The sequence below is a fragment of the Corynebacterium sp. genome (genome assembly GCF_030532965.1).
In the GTDB taxonomy this organism is placed as follows: Bacteria; Actinomycetota; Actinomycetes; order Mycobacteriales; family Mycobacteriaceae; genus Corynebacterium.
Window position 1 is genome coordinate 1 of record NZ_JAUNKC010000020.1, and the last position, 19729, is coordinate 19729.

Sequence of the window (19729 nt, forward strand, 5' to 3'; positions counted from 1 at the left end):
AGAATCCTCACCAACCACACAACCAAAGCAGCATAACCGACGGGTTAGAAAAGGCTAAAGACACAGTATTCAGGTACTTAAGTAACTCATCTTTTGGGCCGTCGGGAAGCGAGCGGTGTTTATATTCTCCGACTACAGCGAGAAAATCTTCCTCACTGTTGATGTGCTGTCTTATCGGGAAGTGCCCTGGGAAGGGAGTGTTGCGGCGAAGGGCAGCCCCGCATTGTTTCGGTAGACTACTTCAATTAGCCAGCAACCAGGTCTTGGTACTCCGCGTGCTTATTCACGAAGTGCTCAACGGCGGAGCAAGTTGGAGTGATTGTAAGTCCCTCGGCGCGGGTATCGTCTAGCGCCGCTTTAATGAGCGGGCTGGAAAGACCCTGGCCGCGGAAGTTTTCTTTAATCACTGTGTGGTTGAAGTCGCGGTTGCCTGGCTGCGGATCATAAGCGGCGAAGCCTGCAGTTTTCCCGTCGATGGTGATGACGAAGCGGTTGTTTTCTGGTTCGTGCGTGATTGTAGGGGTCGTGGACACGATGTTTCTCCTTAAGTTTGTATTTTCCCACCAGGGTACCTGTTGGATCGTCATGCTGGGTTTTGCTTAGGTGGTCACTATTATTGGATGGGTATATCTCGGCGGGGTTTAGGCCCGTAACGAACAATGAGGGTTTATAAGCTTATGACCAAACACTTCGAACTCACCGATGAAACTTTGCTGGTTGATGGGGTGACTCTGCGCCGGATTCGGGCAACCCGGGATCTACCGCATAAACATCGCGTTGTTAGAGCCGGTGATCTTGGGGGTTGGGTGGAATCGGAAGACAATCTTTCGGAAAACGCCTGGATTTATGACGAGGCGAAGGTCTACGGGTTTGGTAATGCCACAGGTACCGCCTTGGTATTCGGTCACGCCGAAGTGAACGGGCACGCGCAGGTAAGCGGAACCGCCCAGGTATCCGGGCACGCGAAGGTTTTTGATTTCGGGCACGTGTGCGACGGCATGGTGTATGGGAATGCCCAGGTATATGGGCATTCGGAAATCACGGACAACGCAAAGGTGTACGACGACGCCATTGTTCATGGCTTCGCGCAGGTCGCCGGGCAAGCGTGCGTGTACGGTTCCGCTAAGGTGTACGGACATGCGAGCGTCGAAAAGCAGGCAGAAGTATACGACAACGCTGAGGTTTTCGACTTCGTCAGCGTCTCCGGCTCCGCGCGGATTTGCAACAACGCGCGGGTGTTCGGGCATGTCGTGATAACCAATTGCGGCGGTGTGCGCGATGAAGCGGAAGTGTTCGGCTACGCCGAGGTGGACACCCGCATGCCTATCGGCGGAAAAGCGCTGGTATCGGGGCATGTGAGCATACCGGTAGCCGCCGTGATCGCAGGCGATGCGCGTATTTCCGGGCCACATCATGTTCGGGTCGCGCGGGTCGACGCGGGGCCGTGGGTGACCACGTATCGCACCGCGAACGGCCACCACATTCGACACGACTTGTGGGCGGGAACGTTGCCGCAGTTACGCGCGGCAACCGGGGCGGAGCTGGGCTGGGCTGCGGAATGCGACGCTATCGAAAAACTTATTGCCAGCTGGGACGAAGAATAGTGGCGTATTTCGAGCTCACCGACGAAACCTTGCAACTAGGTGCAAGGGTGCTCCATCGCATCCGCGCCACCACCGACATAGCTGGCCACATCCGGCGCGGCGAGCTCGGAGGCTGGGTGGAATCACCGCAAAACCTCACTGGCGCGGCATGGGTTGCGGAGGAAGCAAAGGTGTACGGCAATGCCTGGGTCACCGACGAAGCGCGCGTATCGGGTACCGCTGAGGTCTTCGGCTCCGCCAATATCTGCGGTTTAGCGCAGGTCGGCGGGAACGCCCGGGTTTTCGGAAGCGCGCGGATGTTCGACCAAACCTCGATCTCCGGCGCTGCCCAGCTATGCGGCAACGCCGAACTGCTTGTGGATTCTTGTGTCTCCGGCAATGCGAAGGTGTGCGAAACCGCCGTGCTCACCGATTCCGCACATGCCACCGACGACTGCCAGGTGGGTGGTTACGCCTGCTTACGCGGGGCAAGTGTCGTGGGCGGTAGCGCCACGATTTCCGGGCAGGTATCGCTTTTCGACGCCCCCACCGTCGGCGGTAACGCAACCATGTCCGGTTCCATCATCGTTTGCGGCGGGCCCACAATCGCAACCACCGCGCATATCACCGCCCCGGAAGACGTGCTCAGCATGGTCGTGGCGGCGGCCTCCGGCGAAACCATCACCGCCTATCGGTGCCGCACCGGGCACCGGATTCACTATGGCGATTGGGACGGCGGCCTTGACGAGTTCCGCGCCGAGATTTCCCGGCGCGCTGAAACAGAATGGCCGAAAGCACACGCTCATGCGGCGACACTGGATCGGTGGCGTTACGAATTCGACCAAATACTAAACCTGCTGGCCAGCCGGGTGGAATTCTGGGATAACTAAGACTAACACCCCAACACCAGTGATGATGTTGGGGTGTTAAAAGTGTGGCACGGACCAGGATCGAACTGGTGACCTTCCACTTTTCAGGCGGACGCTCTACCGACTGAGCTATCTGGCCAGAGTGCTACAACACACTCAGCGACCCTGACGGGGCTCGAACCCGCGACCTCCGCCGTGACAGGGCGGCGCGCTAACCAACTGCGCCACAGGGCCAAAATTGTGAAAGAAGGTTTCCCTTCAACGTTTGATAACAATACACAGCATCATCAAGACTAATCAAATCCGCAGGTAAAAGGCAATCTAGCCACTGTTCAAATTAGTGAAATACCACGCGAATTCCACACCCCTCAGCCGAGGCGGAGTACGGAGACCGCCACTCTTTTCAAACCGATTAAAAAGGATACGCGCTTTCGTTGTATTGGCCGCATTGGTTCGGAAGCGTTCCGGCACAGCAATCCAGCCTAAAAGCATTGTAATTAAGGGTCGCCTACCCTAAACTTTGACGAAACAAGAGGAGGCTCGCCATGAGTAAAGGAATTCAAGGAGCAGTACTCCGCGCCCTTGGTGCCAAGGAACATCTGGCAACCGTCACTGGCTCGTCATGGATTACCCCGCATGTGGTACGGGTTGATTTCCACTCCGCAGATCTACTTGATCCGGCAGGCGAGTCCCCCAGCTCCTGGGTACGCGGCTGGTTTCCGGATCCTGATGGCAAAAGCACGCTCCACCAGCGTGGATACACCTTCCTCGACTCTGATTCAGCGACTGGCACCTTTTCCATCGCATTCCTGATCCATGAGCCTGCCGGGCCCGCCTCTACCTGGGCGGTGAAGGCACAACCAGGCGATGTGGTGGTGTTTCAACGCTACGGTAGCGAGGGCTTTAGCCCATCTGACCCGCCTCCGGCTGGGTATCTATTGGTTGGCGACGCGGCTTCTTGGCCGGGAATTCGCTCTATCGTCGCATCGCTTCCCACCGGTGTCCCGATCAAGGTGATCATGGAACAGCATCATGAAGCCGATAACGAACTCCCCTTCCCCGAACACCCGGATCTCAGCGTTACGTGGGTTCCAACCAGTGGAGATTCCCGCACGTTGGTTAACGAGCTCAGTGGCGATGATTACCACGGTTGGCGCACGTGGGTTGCCGCAGAAACCGTAGCGACCCGGTTGGTGCGGCAGGCCCTTCAGATCGACCATGGCCAGAACAAGGGAACCATGCATGCCCAAGCCTACTGGGTGCGCGGTAAAGCGATGGGTAAAAAAGTCGAGGTGGAAACCACCGCGGAACAATCCACAGACCAGGAGGCACGGCCTGGCTCAACCGTCGAAAAGGCAGAACCCACCACTTCTATTCTGCGGCCAGCCCGAACTGTCCTCATCGCCAGCGGTATCGCGCAGGGCTTGTTGTCGCTACTGGAAGTCGCCCCGCTGATTCTGTTCGCGGAGCTTGCGCGTCGGTTGCTTACTAGCGCCGACCGTGACGTTTTGGTCTCCCTCGGCGTAACTGGAACGATCATTATGCTTTCTGGCGCTGCGGGAACCGCGTTGATGCTTTTGCTATTGCATCTTTACGACGTACGTTTCAGCGCTGCGTTACGGGAGCGGGTGTTGCGAAAACTAACGCGGGTGCCGTTGGGGTGGTTCCGACGGCGGCGCACCGCTGAGGTGAAGAAGCTCGTCCAGGACGACATCACCGCCCTGCACTACCTGGTCACGCACGCTGTACCGGATCTGGTTGCGGCGGCGGTGACTCCGCTGGCCATCATCATTTACCTGTTCGCCGTCGATTGGCGACTCGGCTTCGTGCTGCTGATACCAGTGATTATCTACATCGTCGTAATGCTACGGATGGCAACCGCAGACAAGCCACGAATGCGCCAGATGCTGCAATACAACGCCACGCTCTCGGGTGACGCAGAGCGGTTCATCTCTGGACAACCCGCAGCACGTATCTTCGGCGACGATGCCACCATCAATCTGCCCCGTCGGCTGTCCGAGCTGCGTGCATTCCTCACCGCGTGGCAATTGGAAACCATCAACGCTAAATCCGCAAGCATACAACTTAATCGCCCACTCACGGTGATGGTGTTGCTCAGTGTTGCCGGAACCGCGTTGATTACCACCGGGCTGATGCCTGCGGCTGACCTGCTACCGTTCCTTGTGCTTGGCACAAGCTTTGGCAATCGGCTCCTCTCAATTTCCTACGCCGCGAACGGGTTACAGGCTGGAATGACTGCCAAAACCGCACTGGAGTTAATGCTCGCTTCCCCGGAGCTCGCTACGCCGCCACCCGGCGCGCCTTCGATCCCCCATCACACCGGGCCTGCTGACATCCGGCTTCACGACGTCACCTTCGGCTACACTCCTGGGCAGCCGATTTTAGAGCACATCAGTCTTGCGGTGCCGCCTGGCAAAGTCACCGCGATTGTGGGCCCCTCGGGGGCCGGTAAGTCCACGGTCGCGGCATTGGTGGCGAGGTTTTGGGACCCGGATTCCGGCACCATCACCTTAGACGGCACTGACCTCACAGGCATTTCGGAGACACAGTTACACAGTCACATTGCGGCCGTGCTTCAAGATGTTCAGCTTATCCGTGGCACCATTCACGACAACATCGCTTTGGGATATCCTCATGCAACTCGTGCGCAGGTGGTAGCGGCCGCTGAGGCTGCCTTTGTCGATCAGGTTATCCGGCGCTTACCCGCAGGCTATGACACTCTGGTGGATCGGGACAGTCTTTCTGGTGGTCAGCGGCAGCGCATCGCTATCGCCCGGGCGCTATTGGGGAATCCTCGCGCGGTGATTTTGGATGAGGCCACCGCTGCGGCTGATCCGGACTCGGAGTGGGCAATCCGCCAGGGGCTTAATCGACTTCTTGAGGGCCGCACTGTGCTAATCATCGCGCATCGACTGCATACCATCGCGGATGCGGACACGATTGTCGTTCTTGACAAAGGTCGTGTCGTCGAACAAGGCACGGATAGTGCCCTGCGGAAACGGGGCGGTTTGTACGCCACTTTGACTGATAATGCCCGGAAGGCTCTCCAATGATGCTTAAAGATTTCACCGTAATCACCAGCACCGCTGGAAGCCGCTACCGGAAGGTTTTTATCGGCCTGACGCTTCTGTCAGCTGCGCTACAGGCGGCTGCTGTCATGATGCTCGTTCCTGTTCTTTCTGCGCTATTCAGCTCCAGTCCGGCTTCCGCTTGGCCGTGGCTTTCCGTGCAGGTGGTTGTCGTCGCTGCCGTGTGGGTCATTGATGGCCTAGCTATGCGGGCGGGTCTGCGGCTGGGGTTGATGATCATGCAGGAGATAGAAGATGCGGGTGTGGATGCCATTCGGCATCTTGACCCAAGTGACTTGCATGGTACCCGCGCGTCGAAGATACGCGACTTGGTGTCCACAGGCGGCAGCGAGTCCGTTTCCGCGGTGGTGTTGTTGATTGCTCCGATTGTGCATTCGCTTGTCTTCGTTCCGCTACTGAGTCTTATGCTGCTGACTGTTGCTTGGCAGCTGGCGGCGGTGGCCGTGCTCGGTGGCCTGTTGCTTGCCACCGCGTTTGTTCTCAGCAGACGTGCCATCGGCCGGGCAGATCGCGCTTATGCCGATTCTTCCCGGGAGCTTGACGATCACGCCCTTGACTTTGCATGGGCTCAGCCGACGCTGCGCTCCACCGGCGTTGCTGGTAGTGCCCTCGATAACGTTCTTCGCACGTCCCGCAAGCGCGGGCTTCAACTGCTTATGTGGCAAATTCCTGGCGATACGCTCTTTAGTATCGCCTTGCAGTTGATCCTCTTGGGATTCGGCGGAGTTACCGGCTGGCTTTATCTCAACGGGGCACTTAGTGGCGCTGCAGCCGCCGCAATGGTTGTTGTTTTGCTTCGCGTCGTCGAAACCGTCGGCTCCTTGTCGCTACTGGCCACGCCTATGGCGTCGATAAGCAGGCGTCTTGGCGAAGTACGAACACTGGTGGAGCAACGAAACGCGCGCGACGGATCCCAAAAACCACCGACAACCAACAATGACGAGCCACCCGCCGTCGGCGTTAACGGGGTAAGTTTTAGCTATCCGGACGGCACTCGCGCCCTTGACGAGGTGGATCTAACAGTGCCCGCTGGCAGCTTCACGGTGATCGTGGGCGGCTCCGGCTCCGGCAAGTCCACCCTCTTAGACATCCTCGCCGGCCTGCGCGAACCCACCGTCGGCGAGGTCCGGTGGAACGACGTTCCAACCCCGGCGGCCCAGCGGCGTGCGGGCACTTCCATGATGTTCCAAACCACGGACCTGCGGCCGGGCACACTGCGCGACAATGTTATGCCTAGTTCCGGTCCCGATGAGGCACCGCTTCTTGCCAGCATCGCGAAACAAGCACAGCTCAACGAGGTGCTGGCGGGGCTTCCGGATGGCTGGGATTCCCGCATCGGTGAGGGCGGCGGCACCCTATCCGGCGGCGAACGTCAGCGAGTCGGGCTCGCCCGCGCCTTGGCCAAACCCGCCGGGTTATTGCTTGTCGACGAGGCCACCTCGGCGCTTGACGCCATTACCGAACGTTCAGCCGTGGATGCATTAGGGGCGCTCCGGGGCAAACGCACCATCATCGCAGTGACCCACCGCCCCGCAATGATCCGGCTAGCAGACACAGTGGTGGTACTTGACGATGCCACGGTCGCGGAGCACGGTTCAGCCGATGAATTACTCGCCCGGCGTGGCGTATTCGCCGATCTGTGGGCCCGGTGGCGGGCCGTCGAAAAGTGGCAAGTTCACTCTTAGCCGCACTCCCCTGCCCAGCATTGTCCACACCGAAAAACCACGTGTGGGGTGAGAAGAACTTTCATTCTTCTCACCCCACACGTGTGAAAATGCGACCCTGACGGGGCTCGAACCCGCGACCTCCGCCGTGACAGGGCGGCGCGCTAACCAACTGCGCCACAGGGCCATATTCATTTAAAAACACCCTTATTAAATAAGGGTGTTAGTACTCCCAACGGGATTCGAACCCGTGTTGCCGCCGTGAAAGGGCGGAGTCCTAGGCCCCTAGACGATGGGAGCAAGCAGATAGTGCCGCACCAAGTTTTACCCCAGTGCTTTCCTAAGCAGCTGGAAGAAAACTATACTTCAGACACAACACTTTGGCAAAACCGCAGTTAAACCCACCAAAACCACCTTATTTAATAAGCCCCTGCAACACCTGGATCGCCACCGCCACAACAATCGCGTTATAGAAAAACGCCACGATGCTATGCAGCAACACCACCCGCCTACCCGACGGCCGCACCACCGTCGGATCCGATGTGGCAAAAGACGAACCAATGGTGAAGGCGAAATACAGATAGTCCATTAGTTCCGCCCGGCGCACATCGTCATCACCGGGAAACTGAAACACTCCACGTTTCTCGGACGCATCAATCATTTCATAAATCTGGGCGAACCCAATCTGCATCAACATCCAGGAAAGCACCACCCCAATAGCTGCAACCATTGCATCCACCGAGGAATCAGCATGAACCTCCTGCTTGGCAATCAGCGCTATAACCGCTGAGTTAATACCCGTAAGGCTCGCAAGCTGCGTAAACCACGAGGACATCCGCAAGATTCGCTTTCGATCTACTGGAAGCACATCCGGGGCTTCAATTCCACCCCAGGCCGCAACAAAAACCAGAACCACGTAGACGGCCGCGAGCAGTTCCCAGCCAACCAAGACCGCAAATTCGTCAACAATCAAGTAGGAAATGCTTGAGATGATAATAATCGTCTCGACAACGAGTTTTATCCACCAAAAATGATTGCGAAAGATTGTTTCCATGCATTTCACTGTGGCATGAAGCGGGGGCGGGTTCAAGGGTTTTTGATGGGGCACGAGACAGGAAAAACTGTCATCACTGTTGTATCACGCAGTTCGATCTGGAAAAATGAGCGTGATAAAATCGCAGTTTTTCAAGCTATAAAAAGCGGATGCGGAGTGTTTGATGACAATTCCAGTAACACCCCGGACGAACCGAAAGAGTCAGGTGATCGCGCACTCACGCGACGGTCGGGTAATTCGGACAGCCCGAATTCACGATCCGATGGAGAACGTGGAGAAGGGTTGGCAGCGAACCGGAAAGGCTATTCGGGAAGCAATGGACAGTTACAGAGTGACGAAGTATTAGAAGCAGAATTACTCGATCAATCCCCGGAACAGGTACACCAGATGATGAGGGTAACTCGAGTCGGACCTATTCCAGATCCCCGCGAGCTTAAAGAATATGAAGCAATTCAAGAAGGACTCGCGGACAGAATTGTACGAATGGCAGAAAAATCTTCGGAAGCCGCCAACTATGCAACATGTTCAAATGCTGAAGTAAACAACGCTTTAGCAGATTCGATTCGCGCTAAAGGGCGTTCAATAGCAAGGGGACAATGGATCTCATTCGCAGTTGCCATTGCGTTCTTAATTTGCGCTGTTGTTGTCCACCTTTTTGGAAAAACGCAGGCTTCCTACAACTGGATGAGCGCTCTAATGAGTATCTTTAGTGCCTTGAGTTTTATCGGGGCTATTTTAATCCCCAAATTGGGTACAGACTGGATGCCTGCAAGCAATGAAGATGCTGAAAAATAAGGCGAAAAAGCACTGCTAGCTGGGTTATCGTACGGGGATTGAGCGCAGTCTCAATCCCCGATCACACACAAATTATCCCTTCTCAAATCCTGAATTTTCAAATTTGAGTGCGTTGGAGTTTTCCTTGATCGTGCGTATTTCAGCTTCGTTGAAACCTTCCGGTTTTTCCGCCTGAATGTCAAGACTGATTGTGAGTTTCGCGCCAGCACCCACCAACCTGTCGATTATTTCTCGGGTTATTTGGCCCAAGTCGCGGCTGTACCGTTCTGGATCGATCTTCACCGATCCAAAGTAACGAACAATCGTGTCCCGAATTACAGCTTCAACCTGCGAACTGTCGGACGCTATCGAAACCTCACCGCCACCTAGGACTGGCGGAATAACACCAACTTTTTCGCTATCGGTCTCCGCCCCAGTCAATACATCAGCATTCAGACTCGCGGTTAACAGAGTTTCTTTTTCCCGCGCGATTCGATCTTCCTCTTGTTGGGCTACCGCTTTCTCCCATTTCACAATGAGGGTGCTATCAGTCACGTCTAGTAGTTGTGCATCACTAGTTGGCGGGACTATCAGGCCACGGTATCTCCCCGTTTCCTCGTCATAGCCACTTGCGAGCGCAAAGCGTTCATGGGACGCCATAATTGCGGTCGCTGCCTGCTGGATTGTTTCATCCAATACTGCCCTTCGCACAAGACGCGGCAAATAGATATACCTGGTGAAGTATTTCCAGAGTTCACCCACATAAACGTGATCCTGATTAGCCCACCACTTGCCCAGCGCAGCATGCAGGTTCATCGCAAGAATGTCTGGAGCAAAAACAGACACTATGATGTCGTCGCGTTTGAGTTTGTCACTCACCCGAACGGCAAGTGTCCCGCTTCCAGAATCGGCGATTTTTTCGCAATCGATTTCAAATGTTGAAGCAGGATCAAACTGCTCCGGAATTAACACTCGTGTGTACGCGCTACGAATGCGGTCACCAACGGTTTGATCACATTTCTTTACCCAGCCTTCAGCTTGGCGACGTTGCTGAGCTGTGAGGTTGAGCTCTTCAGCACCATCATGTACAACTTTCCACCCTAGATAGCTACGAGCTGCTGCTTCCAGCCCACTTAGTTCAGCGTCATCTACGGATAGAAAAATCAGAGCATTGCGGTGTACTCGTTGGCTCCCGCCTTTGTTTTCGATAGCCGAATATACCCAATCATAGGCGGTACTCCCAGCGCTAGTAGTTTTACCCCAGGTAAATTTGGGATGCATGATAACCAGGCGGGTTTCCTCAAAGTCGGGAATTTCACCACTATTAAGTGGCGCAATATGGACGCGATCGAATACTCCACGATTACTATCTTCCGACTGTAGTCGCCGAATGATTTCGTTCCACACGGCCTCAGGTTCTTCCCGAAGCCGTTCAGCATGATCCCGAGCGGTTTTGGACACGGAAGGTTGAGTATCAAACCAATAATGTCCTTGTTCCTCATAGAAGTAGGTGGATCGTTGCGAAAGATTTTCGATCGCACTGCTGAAATTGCCCAAGGCATCACCAGGAATGGCGGTTCCCAACCAGAGATACTGCTTATCTAAGCCTTTACGGTTGGTATTGTTCCGTGGTGCGGCACCAACGAAGATCGTGCGCGCTATCCGTTGTGTGATATGGCGTTTACCTAAGGCAGGTTTTTCTTTATCAATCCGACTCGCTGTGCAATCAGGACCGTCAATGTCAGAGTCAATGATTGGCTTCCATGCATCTTCTAAGTACTGCGTAAGGTCAGTATTTACGGATGAAGCTGATAACGGCACGTTGCCAGGTAGAATGAGCGGCGACGTATCATTTGATGCCCATAATTCGTGAATGATGGATGAAACCAGCTTGAGCACGCCCCGGGTGCGTTGGAAGCGCTCTAAAGTAGACCAGTCTTCATACAACCGATCTAATAGTTCTGGGTGAAGCGGGTAGGATGCGCGAATACGAGTTTCATATTCATTCGATGCGGTAACCGCATCACGTGGAAACGCGGACAAGTTTTCCCGATACATAGTAACAAAACTGCGTGAGACTGCAGCGATCATAGCCAAACTCTCAGCATCAGGAGTTTTAAATAGCCTGCGGCGCACAATTTCAAAGGATTCGTCGCGGGTTGAAGGGCGCCATTGATCCGCCACGCGTCGAATGACGTTTTGCAAACGTTCCAGTGCCCGTTGGCCTTTTTCGCCACCAATTTCAATATCAGTTCCTGCTTGTGCCGAACCGTCTGATGCGGGAATAGACACCACCAGCATGGTGCCCGGAATTGAACTGACCATTTCAGTTAGTGATTGTGCGAACGTAAATTGGGTATCAAATGACCCCGCTGGTAGCTCCTTGTCAGAAATAAGTTGCCGTGCGTAAGCGACCCATTCATCGACAAGGATCAAGGCGGGCCCATAAGTGCTCAGCAGCGTATGCAGCGCCTCACCAGGGTTCGTGCCCGTTTTATCTGCTTCGGCAACAATTTCGTACCCGGCACGGCCGCCCAGCTGCCAGGCTAATTCGCCCCACATGGTGCGTACTTCCGTGCCATCTTCTTTAATGCTGGGGGAACCGGCTTGAAGGTAGGTTCCAACCAGCGCGGCGCGGCGCACGCCGAGCTTTTCCAACTCTGTAACTCCGCTGACGTGGACCAGCTCTTGGACTTCTTGCGGAAAACGTTGCGCTGGCACACCACTGAATAAGTGATAGAGAGCCAGCATCGAGTGGGTTTTTCCGCCACCAAAATTGGTTTGCAAGTTCACCACTGGGCTAGCGTTCGCGTCACCGTTCAGCCTCCGTAGCGCCCGGCTTAATAAATCCCGCAAACCCTCGGTCAAGTACGTTCTGCTGAAAAATTCGACTGGATCGCCGTATTCAGGGCTTAGCGCCTGTTTCGTATGCACCAGATGCAAGTCGGCTGCAAACTCGGAAGCGGTAAACTCGCCTCGCGCGACGTCGTCATGGGGTTCGATAACTTCCCGCCAAGGTTTTAATCCCGCACCAGGTTCTAGCTTTACGACGTTCGCACGTTTTGCTTGGTGCCGAGCGCGATCCTCGTACACGTTGCGCTGAAGATCATCACGCAGCTTTAACACATCTTTCGCCGAATCTACCGAGTCGACTGCTTGCAGCAATCTTGCAATCGTATCGAGCGCGCGGAAAGCATCGTCTGAGCTAAAGGGTTCGTTATGTGCCCATAGGTTCCGCGTTTCTCGCAATTCAGAAGCGAAACCTTGTTGTGCCCGTGACAGTACTTCTTTAAACTCCCGACCATATTCAGTCAGTGCCCGAAGCTGTACTTGAACATCGCTTTTACTAATAGTCCGTTTCGAACTACCGTATTTTAAAGCATCTTTTTCCGCCCATTTGTCAGTCCACGAATTGGACTGAAATACCCGCGTCATTACCTCATCGACGACATCAAACAAGCCCTCTGCCAGAAGATCTAGCGCTTGCCCTACCCGATCCCGGTTACTGATTGCCACTTATTCCTCCTACCCGTTTTAAAACTCGAAAGCTTGTTGTTCCACTCGTGGTCGACTTGCATACTCGCGGGCTTGTTCGTTCAGTTCACCCCAGGAACTGACCAGTCCGTTAAACAAGACCGCGTCTTCGGTGTCTTTTTTCTTCTCCGCCTCATGGAACAGCAAGAAGCCCAATTCTTTGACCACCTCAAGACTCACTTTGTCCTGTACCGAAGGCAAAAGTTCCGCGACTTTATCTGCACCAATTTTGTCTAGCACCGCTGCCAATCGAACGGTAGCTTCCCACACGCTCACATGGTCATCCGTTAACGGGTCCCATTCGCCTTCAAGTTGGGTTGGCGATAACAATCGGGCTTTTCCACCCTTAGCTTCAAAAATACCGCCGCGTTCCAATGCCCCAATAGAGGTATCAGAACTACGCGCTAATTGGTCAGCGATACCGGCGCTGTCTGATTCCCAGCCGTACTGCCGGTACCATTTCACCGCAAATCGGGTATCAGAGTCGAAATCGGATTCTTGCTCGCCCAAGACTTCATCCAGTGTTGCGTTGATCAGTTGCAACGCATCTTTCACGCTCATATCCGCACCATTTGCTTCCCGCACCCGCGCAAACCGTGAGAACACCGAAATACCAGGGCCAATAGCCGCCTGCGCCAAATCCACCGGCGCAATCGCACCTTGCATCAACGTACGCAGTGATTCCGGTAATTCTGACTTCAGTAACCGCACAAAATCCCGGCGCGTAATCGTCCGCGCATCTTCTGAGCGGGGACGGCAAGCCAGCAGAATGGAAGATGCTAAGGCATTCGTTCCCACGCTCAGCATTCGACCACCACGTTCACTCCGAACAGGCCACGTAGCTGTAATTTCCCACCCAGCGTGAATCAAACCTTCTAATAATGTGTGCCAACCAGTCGAAGCTGTTCCGTCTTTTCCAGTATCTTGCTGTTTATAGGCGTAATACACAGTCATTGGCACAGATGAATTCACATCGTCTTCACGAATCCGATGAAATACCGTGTTGAATCCCTCAACGAAGAACTTTTCCGCACCCGCTTTTCCATTATGTCGATACGGATTAGCCACCAATTCATCCGCTTTCGGTGTCAGCATTGTCCCTACGGTTGCAGGTTGAATCTCCGAAAGACTCTTCCGTAGCCACACGTAAAAGTAATCGGAGAGATCCGAATACCCAATGTTGTCGTAATACGGCGGATCAGTTGAAATTACCAACTGACCATATGTGCGTTCAGTTGCACTTATTTGTTTTGCTTCGCCTATTGCCACAGCAGGTGTTTTAGCGATAGCTTTGCTCACCCATTCGATTTGTCCAAAGAAATTACCAGAAGAATCTGAAAAAGGATTCGCCTCTGCGAAGTCCCACACCATCGGAATAGCCTGTCGCGCAAAAACATTACGTAATCCATCACGGGCTGAATTCCAACTCGCTAGCGATGCGTTATAATCGGCAGATCGACTCACGCTTAATGCCAAATAGGTAGCAACTGCATCTGCATATGCTTCTGCACCTGTGCCGCCATCATCAAGGCGTTGACCAATGGGTAGACCCGCCGCGAGCGCGTCTTTGAGTACTTGTTCTCGGGCTTCTGAAACAAGATCGCTTAAAGTCGTGAGAGCTGTTAATTGGCGGGGAGTGAATAAATCCGAAAACTTTGTTAACCCATAAGCTGGTGGTGAAAACCAACGAGGATTTGAGGCAATTTCACCTTCGATTTCATCGCCTCCATAATTTACCTTTGCCGCTGCCACATGTTGTTCGTTCGGAGAAATATACAGTCTTCCCGGATTGCCTTCGGCAACTATCCCAATTAAGTGAGCACCGATTTCTCCACGATTGCCACATTCGCGAACGTAGTCATAGTTAAATGGAGTCCCATCTCCAACAGCTTTTCCACCTTTACCATGTTTAATTGTCCATTCTTCATCGCCTTTAGGACCATCAGCGTTGTGTTGGACTTCATAATGGACTTGTCCATCCTTGACTGTGGCTTGAACCCAGGCTTCTTTGCCTTTCTTTTTACTAAGCCACCAAGAATTAACGAGTGGGACTTCGATCGGGTTGGCTGGGTTGGGGCTTATAACTGTGCGTGCCCACTTCCAGGCGATGACTGTGTGTTCGGTTCCGCCAGGTGCTTTTACTTTCGGGTAAAGGTGACCGATTCGTTTCTCCGCTTCGTCACGCATCCACTCCCCATAATGGCGGACATCAGCGGCTAATCCTTCGGCACGATTCCAAGATGCTTGTTCACCAGCGGTTTTAGGAAATACAGGTTCTTGACCAGAAAACTTTGGCGGTATTTCGATGAGCGCTTTATTTATTAAAACAGCCAGCGGGTTCAGATCGCTAGCATGCGCTTCCAGCCCTAAGCGCTGAGCCTCGAGAGGAATCGACCCCCCCCCGCGAATGGATCAAGAACAGCGGGCATGGTGCCGTTATTGCTCTTTTTTATTTCCTCACGCGCCTGGACGAATAGGTTTTCATCGTTACTATTTTCCCACACAATGAGTTTTTCCATCAGGCTATGCAGCCGTGCGCGTTCCACGTCTTGCGCTTCCGGGGAGGGAAATTCTTCCGGGCGCGATGCGGGGTCGTCGACAAGCTGTGCAAAAAGCACGGCCCGCGCGGTTGCGAGCGGTTTTCTAGACCAATAAAGGTGCAGTGTGGAAGGATGACCATGTCGAATGGACTTCTCCCGCGCAGATGCCGCATTGATTGCTTCAAGGGGCAGAGACGTTTCGATCAGTTTCTTCTTCATGGTTACTTTCTATGATTGGGCTTGCGCTAGGAGTATGTAGCCTTTTTATGGCGTGTACATTTTTTACAAAATGCCTAGCCTAGTTTATTGCGGTGGGGTGCCCATATCCCAATACGCATCCCACTTCTCGGTGTAAGCGTGGGTAGTAATTGCGGATTCAATGTGGTCAAAGGCGTGGGTTATGTATCGCACTTGGTCATATTGGGGGCCATCAGGATGGACTTTAACCAAGGCCAGTATGTGGTGATCGCCTTGGGTTTGGGCGAAAGCCACCTCGTTTGCTGTGATGGTGAAAGAATCAGCCCCAGCGATCCGACCTTTCACCTCAATATAGAGGTTGCTTTGGGTGGGTGTAGTGGAACGAATATCAAAACCGGGATTATTATGCTGCATCTCCTCCGGGTTGCGGCCCAATTTGCGTTCAGCATTGAGGACGGCTTCGACGGCGCGGCGCTCTACTTCTTTCGTGTTGCGGGTTGGACTGGTTTCCAGCATTGCGCTGGGAATAACCAACGCAACGCCACGAATTTCCACTCGTTTGGGTACAAGTTTGGCGGATTCGTCCAATTCAGCCATGCGGTTTGTAAGCCGCTGTTCCAATTCCAGCACGCGGCTCTTGGCCGTCTCAGCGCGCAACCGGCCAGTTGTCCCTTGTTGCTCTAGCGCATAGAGGCGATTGTATTGTTCATCCCAGTGGTTGATTTCGGCATTGAGGCGTTCTAGAACCTGGGTGCGGGTACGTTCAATGTCAATATCCCGCCGAAATTTAACCTCAGCAAGGCGCGGCTGCATTCCGTATTGAAAACTCCACCCACGAACATCGCTATCGTGGTTAGTTTTCAGCCACGGTTGATTTAATATCTCTGTGATCTTGGTGTATTCCTGTTCCGTTGGTGGTTCGTAGTTCAAATACACAGGTGCAGAGGTATTGGTAATCTCACCAGATTCGGTCAGTTGTACGTAGTCGAAATGGTGGGATACCACATCCTCCTTAGCACCCGCCGTAATGCATTGTTCGAGGGTATAGAGCAATACCGGTTCGCTTAGCTGCTTATCACTTCGATCGACGAAAACCGTACCCTCACGTAAAACATCAGGAAGCCCAGCAATGGTTTGCTCAATAACCGCGTGAAGCAACGCATGACCCGGCGCAATCAAAGTCGCGTCAATTCGCGACGGGTGCTCAATGAACTTCGTATCGAAAGTCACTCGTTCATAGCGATCAGTTATGGGAGTTAGACCAGGAGTGTTGTGTACGGCTTGTTTCACTTGTGCAGGAACACGCGTTATTTCATAGCGTCCTTGTTCGCGTTTATGTATTGCTCCGCCTAACCTTTTGAACGCAGGGATGAAGAAAGCGCTAATAAAACCAGGTTGAAGTTTTCGCTCCCGGGCATTCTCCATTCGTTTACGCACTTCATCCAGGCAAAGGGGGTCAAACATGTCTTTATGTAGCGCTCGCTCAGTCATAATGTCCTCTAATCCCATGGAGACACTGGCATCAATGATGTGATCGAGTTTCTCTTTGGTTTGCGGTTTATCTCCGTATCGGATGGCCTCGATAAGCAAGTCCCGCAATGACCGGTTCTCAAATGCACCGTCTTCGCCTAGGACATTGAATAAGTTGCCATTGTAGGCTCGGTTCATATTGTCAATTTTGCTCAGCAACCGGCTAAATACTGCACCTTCGCGGGTATCTTCAGCCACGAGATTCCATAGGTGGCACACCTCCCGCTGTCCGATACGGTGAATCCGGCCAAACCGTTGCTCAATCCGATTAGGGTTCCACGGCAAGTCGTAATTCACCATCAAATGGGCACGTTGCAAGTTCAGCCCCTCCCCTGCCGCATCAGTAGCAAGTAACACTACCGCCTCTGGATCATGGGTGAACTTCTCTCGAACGCGGAGCCGTTCGTCCCTAGAAGTCGTGCCGTCAATGGTAAGAACAGCTTCTGCTCGGCCAAATTGCGTTCGGATCTTTTGTTCCAAGTAATTCAACGTATCCCGATGCTCCGTAAACACGATGATCTTGCGAGAATCACCGTCGTTTTTTGCTAGGAGTTGTTCATCAAGGATAGTGCGCAGTTCCACCCATTTTTTATCTTCATCGGTACTACGCACCTGACGTGCCAAACGAATAAGATTGCCGAGAACTGTAATTTCATATTCTAATTCTGGAATGGTCTTCGCAGCGGTAGAGCTTCCCACTAGGTCTTCAATAGCAAATTCCAATTGGACCTGTTCTTCAATACTGATATCAAATAGTGGAATATCTGCATCGAAAGCCCGGTCAACCGAATACACTACTGGTTTACCACCAGTTTGTCTCAGCTGCTTTAACTGCTCTGTGAGCTTCTCGCTACGACGCTCCAACGACCTCAAAATAGCTTCTGGGCTAGACGCTAACCTGCGCTGCAAAACCGTCAACGCAAAACCAACGTTATTTCCGCGCCTTCCATCACCAGATTGGATGATTTGGTCAGCCCGCCCCATTTCAGTGCGTACATAGTCAGAAACTTCTTCATAAAGTTTGCGTTCGCCGGGGCTGAGTTCATACGACACCGTGTAAGCGCGACGCTCTGGGAACAGCGGTTTGCCTTCAAAGGTTAATAATTCCTCTTTCACCATCCGTCGCATAAGCCCCTTAGTGTCCGTACGATGCACCCCATCCCGGAATTGGCCTTCAAACCTGTCCCTATCCAACAACGACATAAAAAGCTGAAAGTCTTCTTCCTTGCCCGCATGCGGAGTAGCTGTCATCAGCAAAAAGTGATGCGCGGTTTCCGACAGAAGTTGCCCTAGCTTGAAGCGTTTTGTTTGCTCAACATCCCCCGACCAGGTGGAATACCTAGCGGACATGCGGTGTGCCTCATCGACAATGGCAATATCCCACGTTACGGCGCGTAGCTGCGTTAGTAATTCTTCGTTACGTGACAGTTGATCCATCCGCACAATCAAGAACGGTTGATCCACAAACGGATTGGACATTTGTTCTTGGGCAAACTGCGGGTTGAAAATCTCGAACCGAACATCAAATTTCTGCGCCAGCTCGTCTCGCCATTGCTCCACCAGACCACCCGGCGCGACGATGATCGCGCGCTCGCAATCGGATCTCAAAATGAGCTCTTTGATATACAACCCAGCCATGATGGTTTTACCCGCGCCGGGGTCGTCGGCAAGCAAAAAGCGCAACGGGACTCGGGGCAATAACTCTTCATATACTGCGCGGATTTGATGTGGTAACGGGTCAACGTCTGAACTATTGACCGCAGCTATTGGGTCATATAACGCCGCGTATTTAATACGCAATGCTTCGGCGGCTAGGCGGAAATCATCTGGATCTCCTGTAAACTTCGGCGCGGCCTCAGCATCTGTAACAACAGAAATTTGGGCCAAGTCACTGCCCGTCACCATGCGGGCGTCAGTCTTTCCTTCACCGTCTTTGAACACTATTTCGGCAAGATCATCCGGCATTTCGATCACAGCGACCAGTTCCACGATCCCCTGCGAACTCACACCACGCAGCCGTTGCCCTGATTTCAAATCACTTATGCGCACTGGTTCGTCTCCTGGACGAGTGTGAAAATTGGCTTCCTGCATAGCATTTTCAAATACCTTAAGAGTGATAAATGGGAAAGTGCAGTTACTGCGGTTTTAGATTGCGTGTGCACCGCCGAAGCTCCCCATAAACCGTTATTGCACACAATAGAATACCGTAGCATTTAGCCGAATTTTAGGTTTTGGTAGCAGATGGTTACTTAAAATGCCTGCGGACACCACCCCATTACACAGGCCAGAGAAGCAATCCTGTGATGATGCTTTTATGACCTCCTATCCGGTTATTCCATGAAGTAGATCTGTAAAAACAAAGCTTTACAGTTATAAGTGAAACCCCTACGATGGTGATACATGCCTCTATGGGCTGGCAAAGGAATCAAAAATGGGGTGCATAACAACATGTCAATTACAGTTCACAACACTTGCTCCATACTGCTAGACGAAGACGAACAAAAGTCAATCGCTACGTTTATGGAAAAACTAAATGGCGATAGTTCATCAAAGGATGTCCGCGCAAGTAGCATCCCCCAAGAAGTTACAGCCTTGCTTTTAGACATCCGAGATGCTCTTGCACAAGGTGAAACCATCTCTATTTCCGCAATGCCTACGGAAGTGACAACCACGGCAGCCGCTTCCATGCTGAATGTTTCACGCCCTACGGTGATGAAGTTGATCCGCAGCGGCCGTTTGACTGCCCGAAAGGTGGGAAGCCACCATCGGCTTAACACCCACGAGGTATGTGCGCTTCGGGAGGAGATGAAGCACACAGAACGCGAAGCGATCTTTGAGCTGATCGACTTTGAGGAATCCTTAACGTAGAAATC

The 19729-nt window shown here is 53.1% G+C and carries 12 protein-coding genes and 4 tRNA genes; 6 read left to right on the top strand and 10 right to left on the bottom strand.

Annotated elements, in window-relative coordinates; translation table 11 throughout:
* Window positions 1–245: 245 nt before the first annotated feature.
* On the bottom strand, window positions 246–536 hold the full coding sequence (locus Q4D85_RS09530; protein ID WP_303200052.1) for a GNAT family N-acetyltransferase: 291 nt from the start codon (window positions 534–536) through the stop codon (window positions 246–248).
* A 141-nt stretch (window positions 537–677) separates the two neighbouring features.
* On the opposite strand from Q4D85_RS09530, the gene Q4D85_RS09535 reads away from it, so the two are divergent.
* Window positions 678–1604, top strand: a complete 927-nt coding sequence (locus Q4D85_RS09535; RefSeq protein WP_303199982.1) for a hypothetical protein — start codon at window positions 678–680, stop codon at window positions 1602–1604.
* Window positions 1604–2473: a hypothetical protein gene (locus tag Q4D85_RS09540; RefSeq protein WP_303199983.1), complete on the top strand. Its 870-nt coding sequence runs from the start codon at window positions 1604–1606 to the stop codon at window positions 2471–2473. The genes Q4D85_RS09535 and Q4D85_RS09540 overlap by 1 nt, the downstream gene beginning before the upstream one ends.
* Before the next feature lie 45 nt (window positions 2474–2518).
* On the opposite strand, the gene Q4D85_RS09545 is transcribed toward Q4D85_RS09540, so the two are convergent.
* Both Q4D85_RS09545 and Q4D85_RS09550 read right to left on the bottom strand, forming a co-directional pair.
* Window positions 2519–2583, bottom strand: a tRNA-Phe gene (locus Q4D85_RS09545).
* A 29-nt stretch (window positions 2584–2612) separates the two neighbouring features.
* Window positions 2613–2686 (bottom strand) — tRNA-Asp (locus Q4D85_RS09550).
* A gap of 311 nt (window positions 2687–2997) precedes the next feature.
* On the opposite strand from Q4D85_RS09550, the gene Q4D85_RS09555 reads away from it, so the two are divergent.
* Both Q4D85_RS09555 and Q4D85_RS09560 read left to right on the top strand, forming a co-directional pair.
* The gene (locus Q4D85_RS09555) at window positions 2998–5526 is read left to right on the top strand and encodes an ABC transporter ATP-binding protein/permease (protein WP_303199984.1); all 2529 of its coding nucleotides are present in this window, start codon (window positions 2998–3000) and stop codon (window positions 5524–5526) included.
* Window positions 5523–7247: an ABC transporter ATP-binding protein gene (locus Q4D85_RS09560; RefSeq protein ID WP_303199985.1), complete on the top strand. Its 1725-nt coding sequence runs from the start codon at window positions 5523–5525 to the stop codon at window positions 7245–7247. Before Q4D85_RS09555 ends, Q4D85_RS09560 begins: the two co-directional genes overlap by 4 nt.
* 92 nt (window positions 7248–7339) lie before the next feature.
* On the opposite strand, the gene Q4D85_RS09565 is transcribed toward Q4D85_RS09560, so the two are convergent.
* The 3 genes from Q4D85_RS09565 to Q4D85_RS09575 all read right to left on the bottom strand — a co-directional run bounded on the left by Q4D85_RS09565 (window position 7340) and on the right by Q4D85_RS09575 (window position 8280).
* Window positions 7340–7413 (bottom strand) — tRNA-Asp (locus Q4D85_RS09565).
* Window positions 7414–7453: 40 nt separating this feature from the next.
* Window positions 7454–7526, bottom strand: a tRNA-Glu gene (locus Q4D85_RS09570).
* Between the two features lie 115 nt (window positions 7527–7641).
* Entirely contained in the window at window positions 7642–8280 is a 639-nt protein-coding gene (locus Q4D85_RS09575; protein WP_303199987.1) for a DUF1345 domain-containing protein, read from the bottom strand.
* Here Q4D85_RS09575 and Q4D85_RS09580 point away from each other — a divergent pair.
* The gene (locus Q4D85_RS09580; RefSeq protein WP_303199990.1) at window positions 8257–9075 is read left to right on the top strand and encodes a DUF2335 domain-containing protein; all 819 of its coding nucleotides are present in this window, start codon (window positions 8257–8259) and stop codon (window positions 9073–9075) included. The genes Q4D85_RS09575 and Q4D85_RS09580 overlap by 24 nt on opposite strands.
* Window positions 9076–9147: 72 nt before the next feature.
* Here the strand turns inward: Q4D85_RS09580 and Q4D85_RS09585 are convergent, their stop codons facing one another.
* The 4 genes from Q4D85_RS09585 to Q4D85_RS09595 all read right to left on the bottom strand — a co-directional run bounded on the left by Q4D85_RS09585 (window position 9148) and on the right by Q4D85_RS09595 (window position 18947).
* Window positions 9148–12570 (bottom strand): Swt1 family HEPN domain-containing protein, encoded by a 3423-nt coding sequence (locus Q4D85_RS09585; protein ID WP_303199991.1) that lies wholly within the window; start codon window positions 12568–12570, stop codon window positions 9148–9150.
* Between the two features lie 18 nt (window positions 12571–12588).
* Complete coding sequence (locus Q4D85_RS09590) at window positions 12589–14775, bottom strand: DUF1156 domain-containing protein (protein WP_368502290.1); 2187 nt, start codon at window positions 14773–14775, stop codon at window positions 12589–12591.
* Between the two features lie 179 nt (window positions 14776–14954).
* The gene (locus tag Q4D85_RS14515; RefSeq protein WP_368502291.1) at window positions 14955–15347 is read right to left on the bottom strand and encodes a DUF1156 domain-containing protein; all 393 of its coding nucleotides are present in this window, start codon (window positions 15345–15347) and stop codon (window positions 14955–14957) included.
* A gap of 84 nt (window positions 15348–15431) precedes the next feature.
* A complete protein-coding gene (locus Q4D85_RS09595; protein WP_303199992.1) occupies window positions 15432–18947 on the bottom strand; it encodes a helicase-related protein in 3516 nt (1171 codons plus the stop codon).
* A 357-nt stretch (window positions 18948–19304) separates the two neighbouring features.
* On the opposite strand from Q4D85_RS09595, the gene Q4D85_RS09600 reads away from it, so the two are divergent.
* Entirely contained in the window at window positions 19305–19724 is a 420-nt protein-coding gene (locus Q4D85_RS09600; RefSeq protein ID WP_303199994.1) for a helix-turn-helix domain-containing protein, read from the top strand.
* The last annotated feature ends 5 nt before the right edge of the window (window positions 19725–19729 follow it).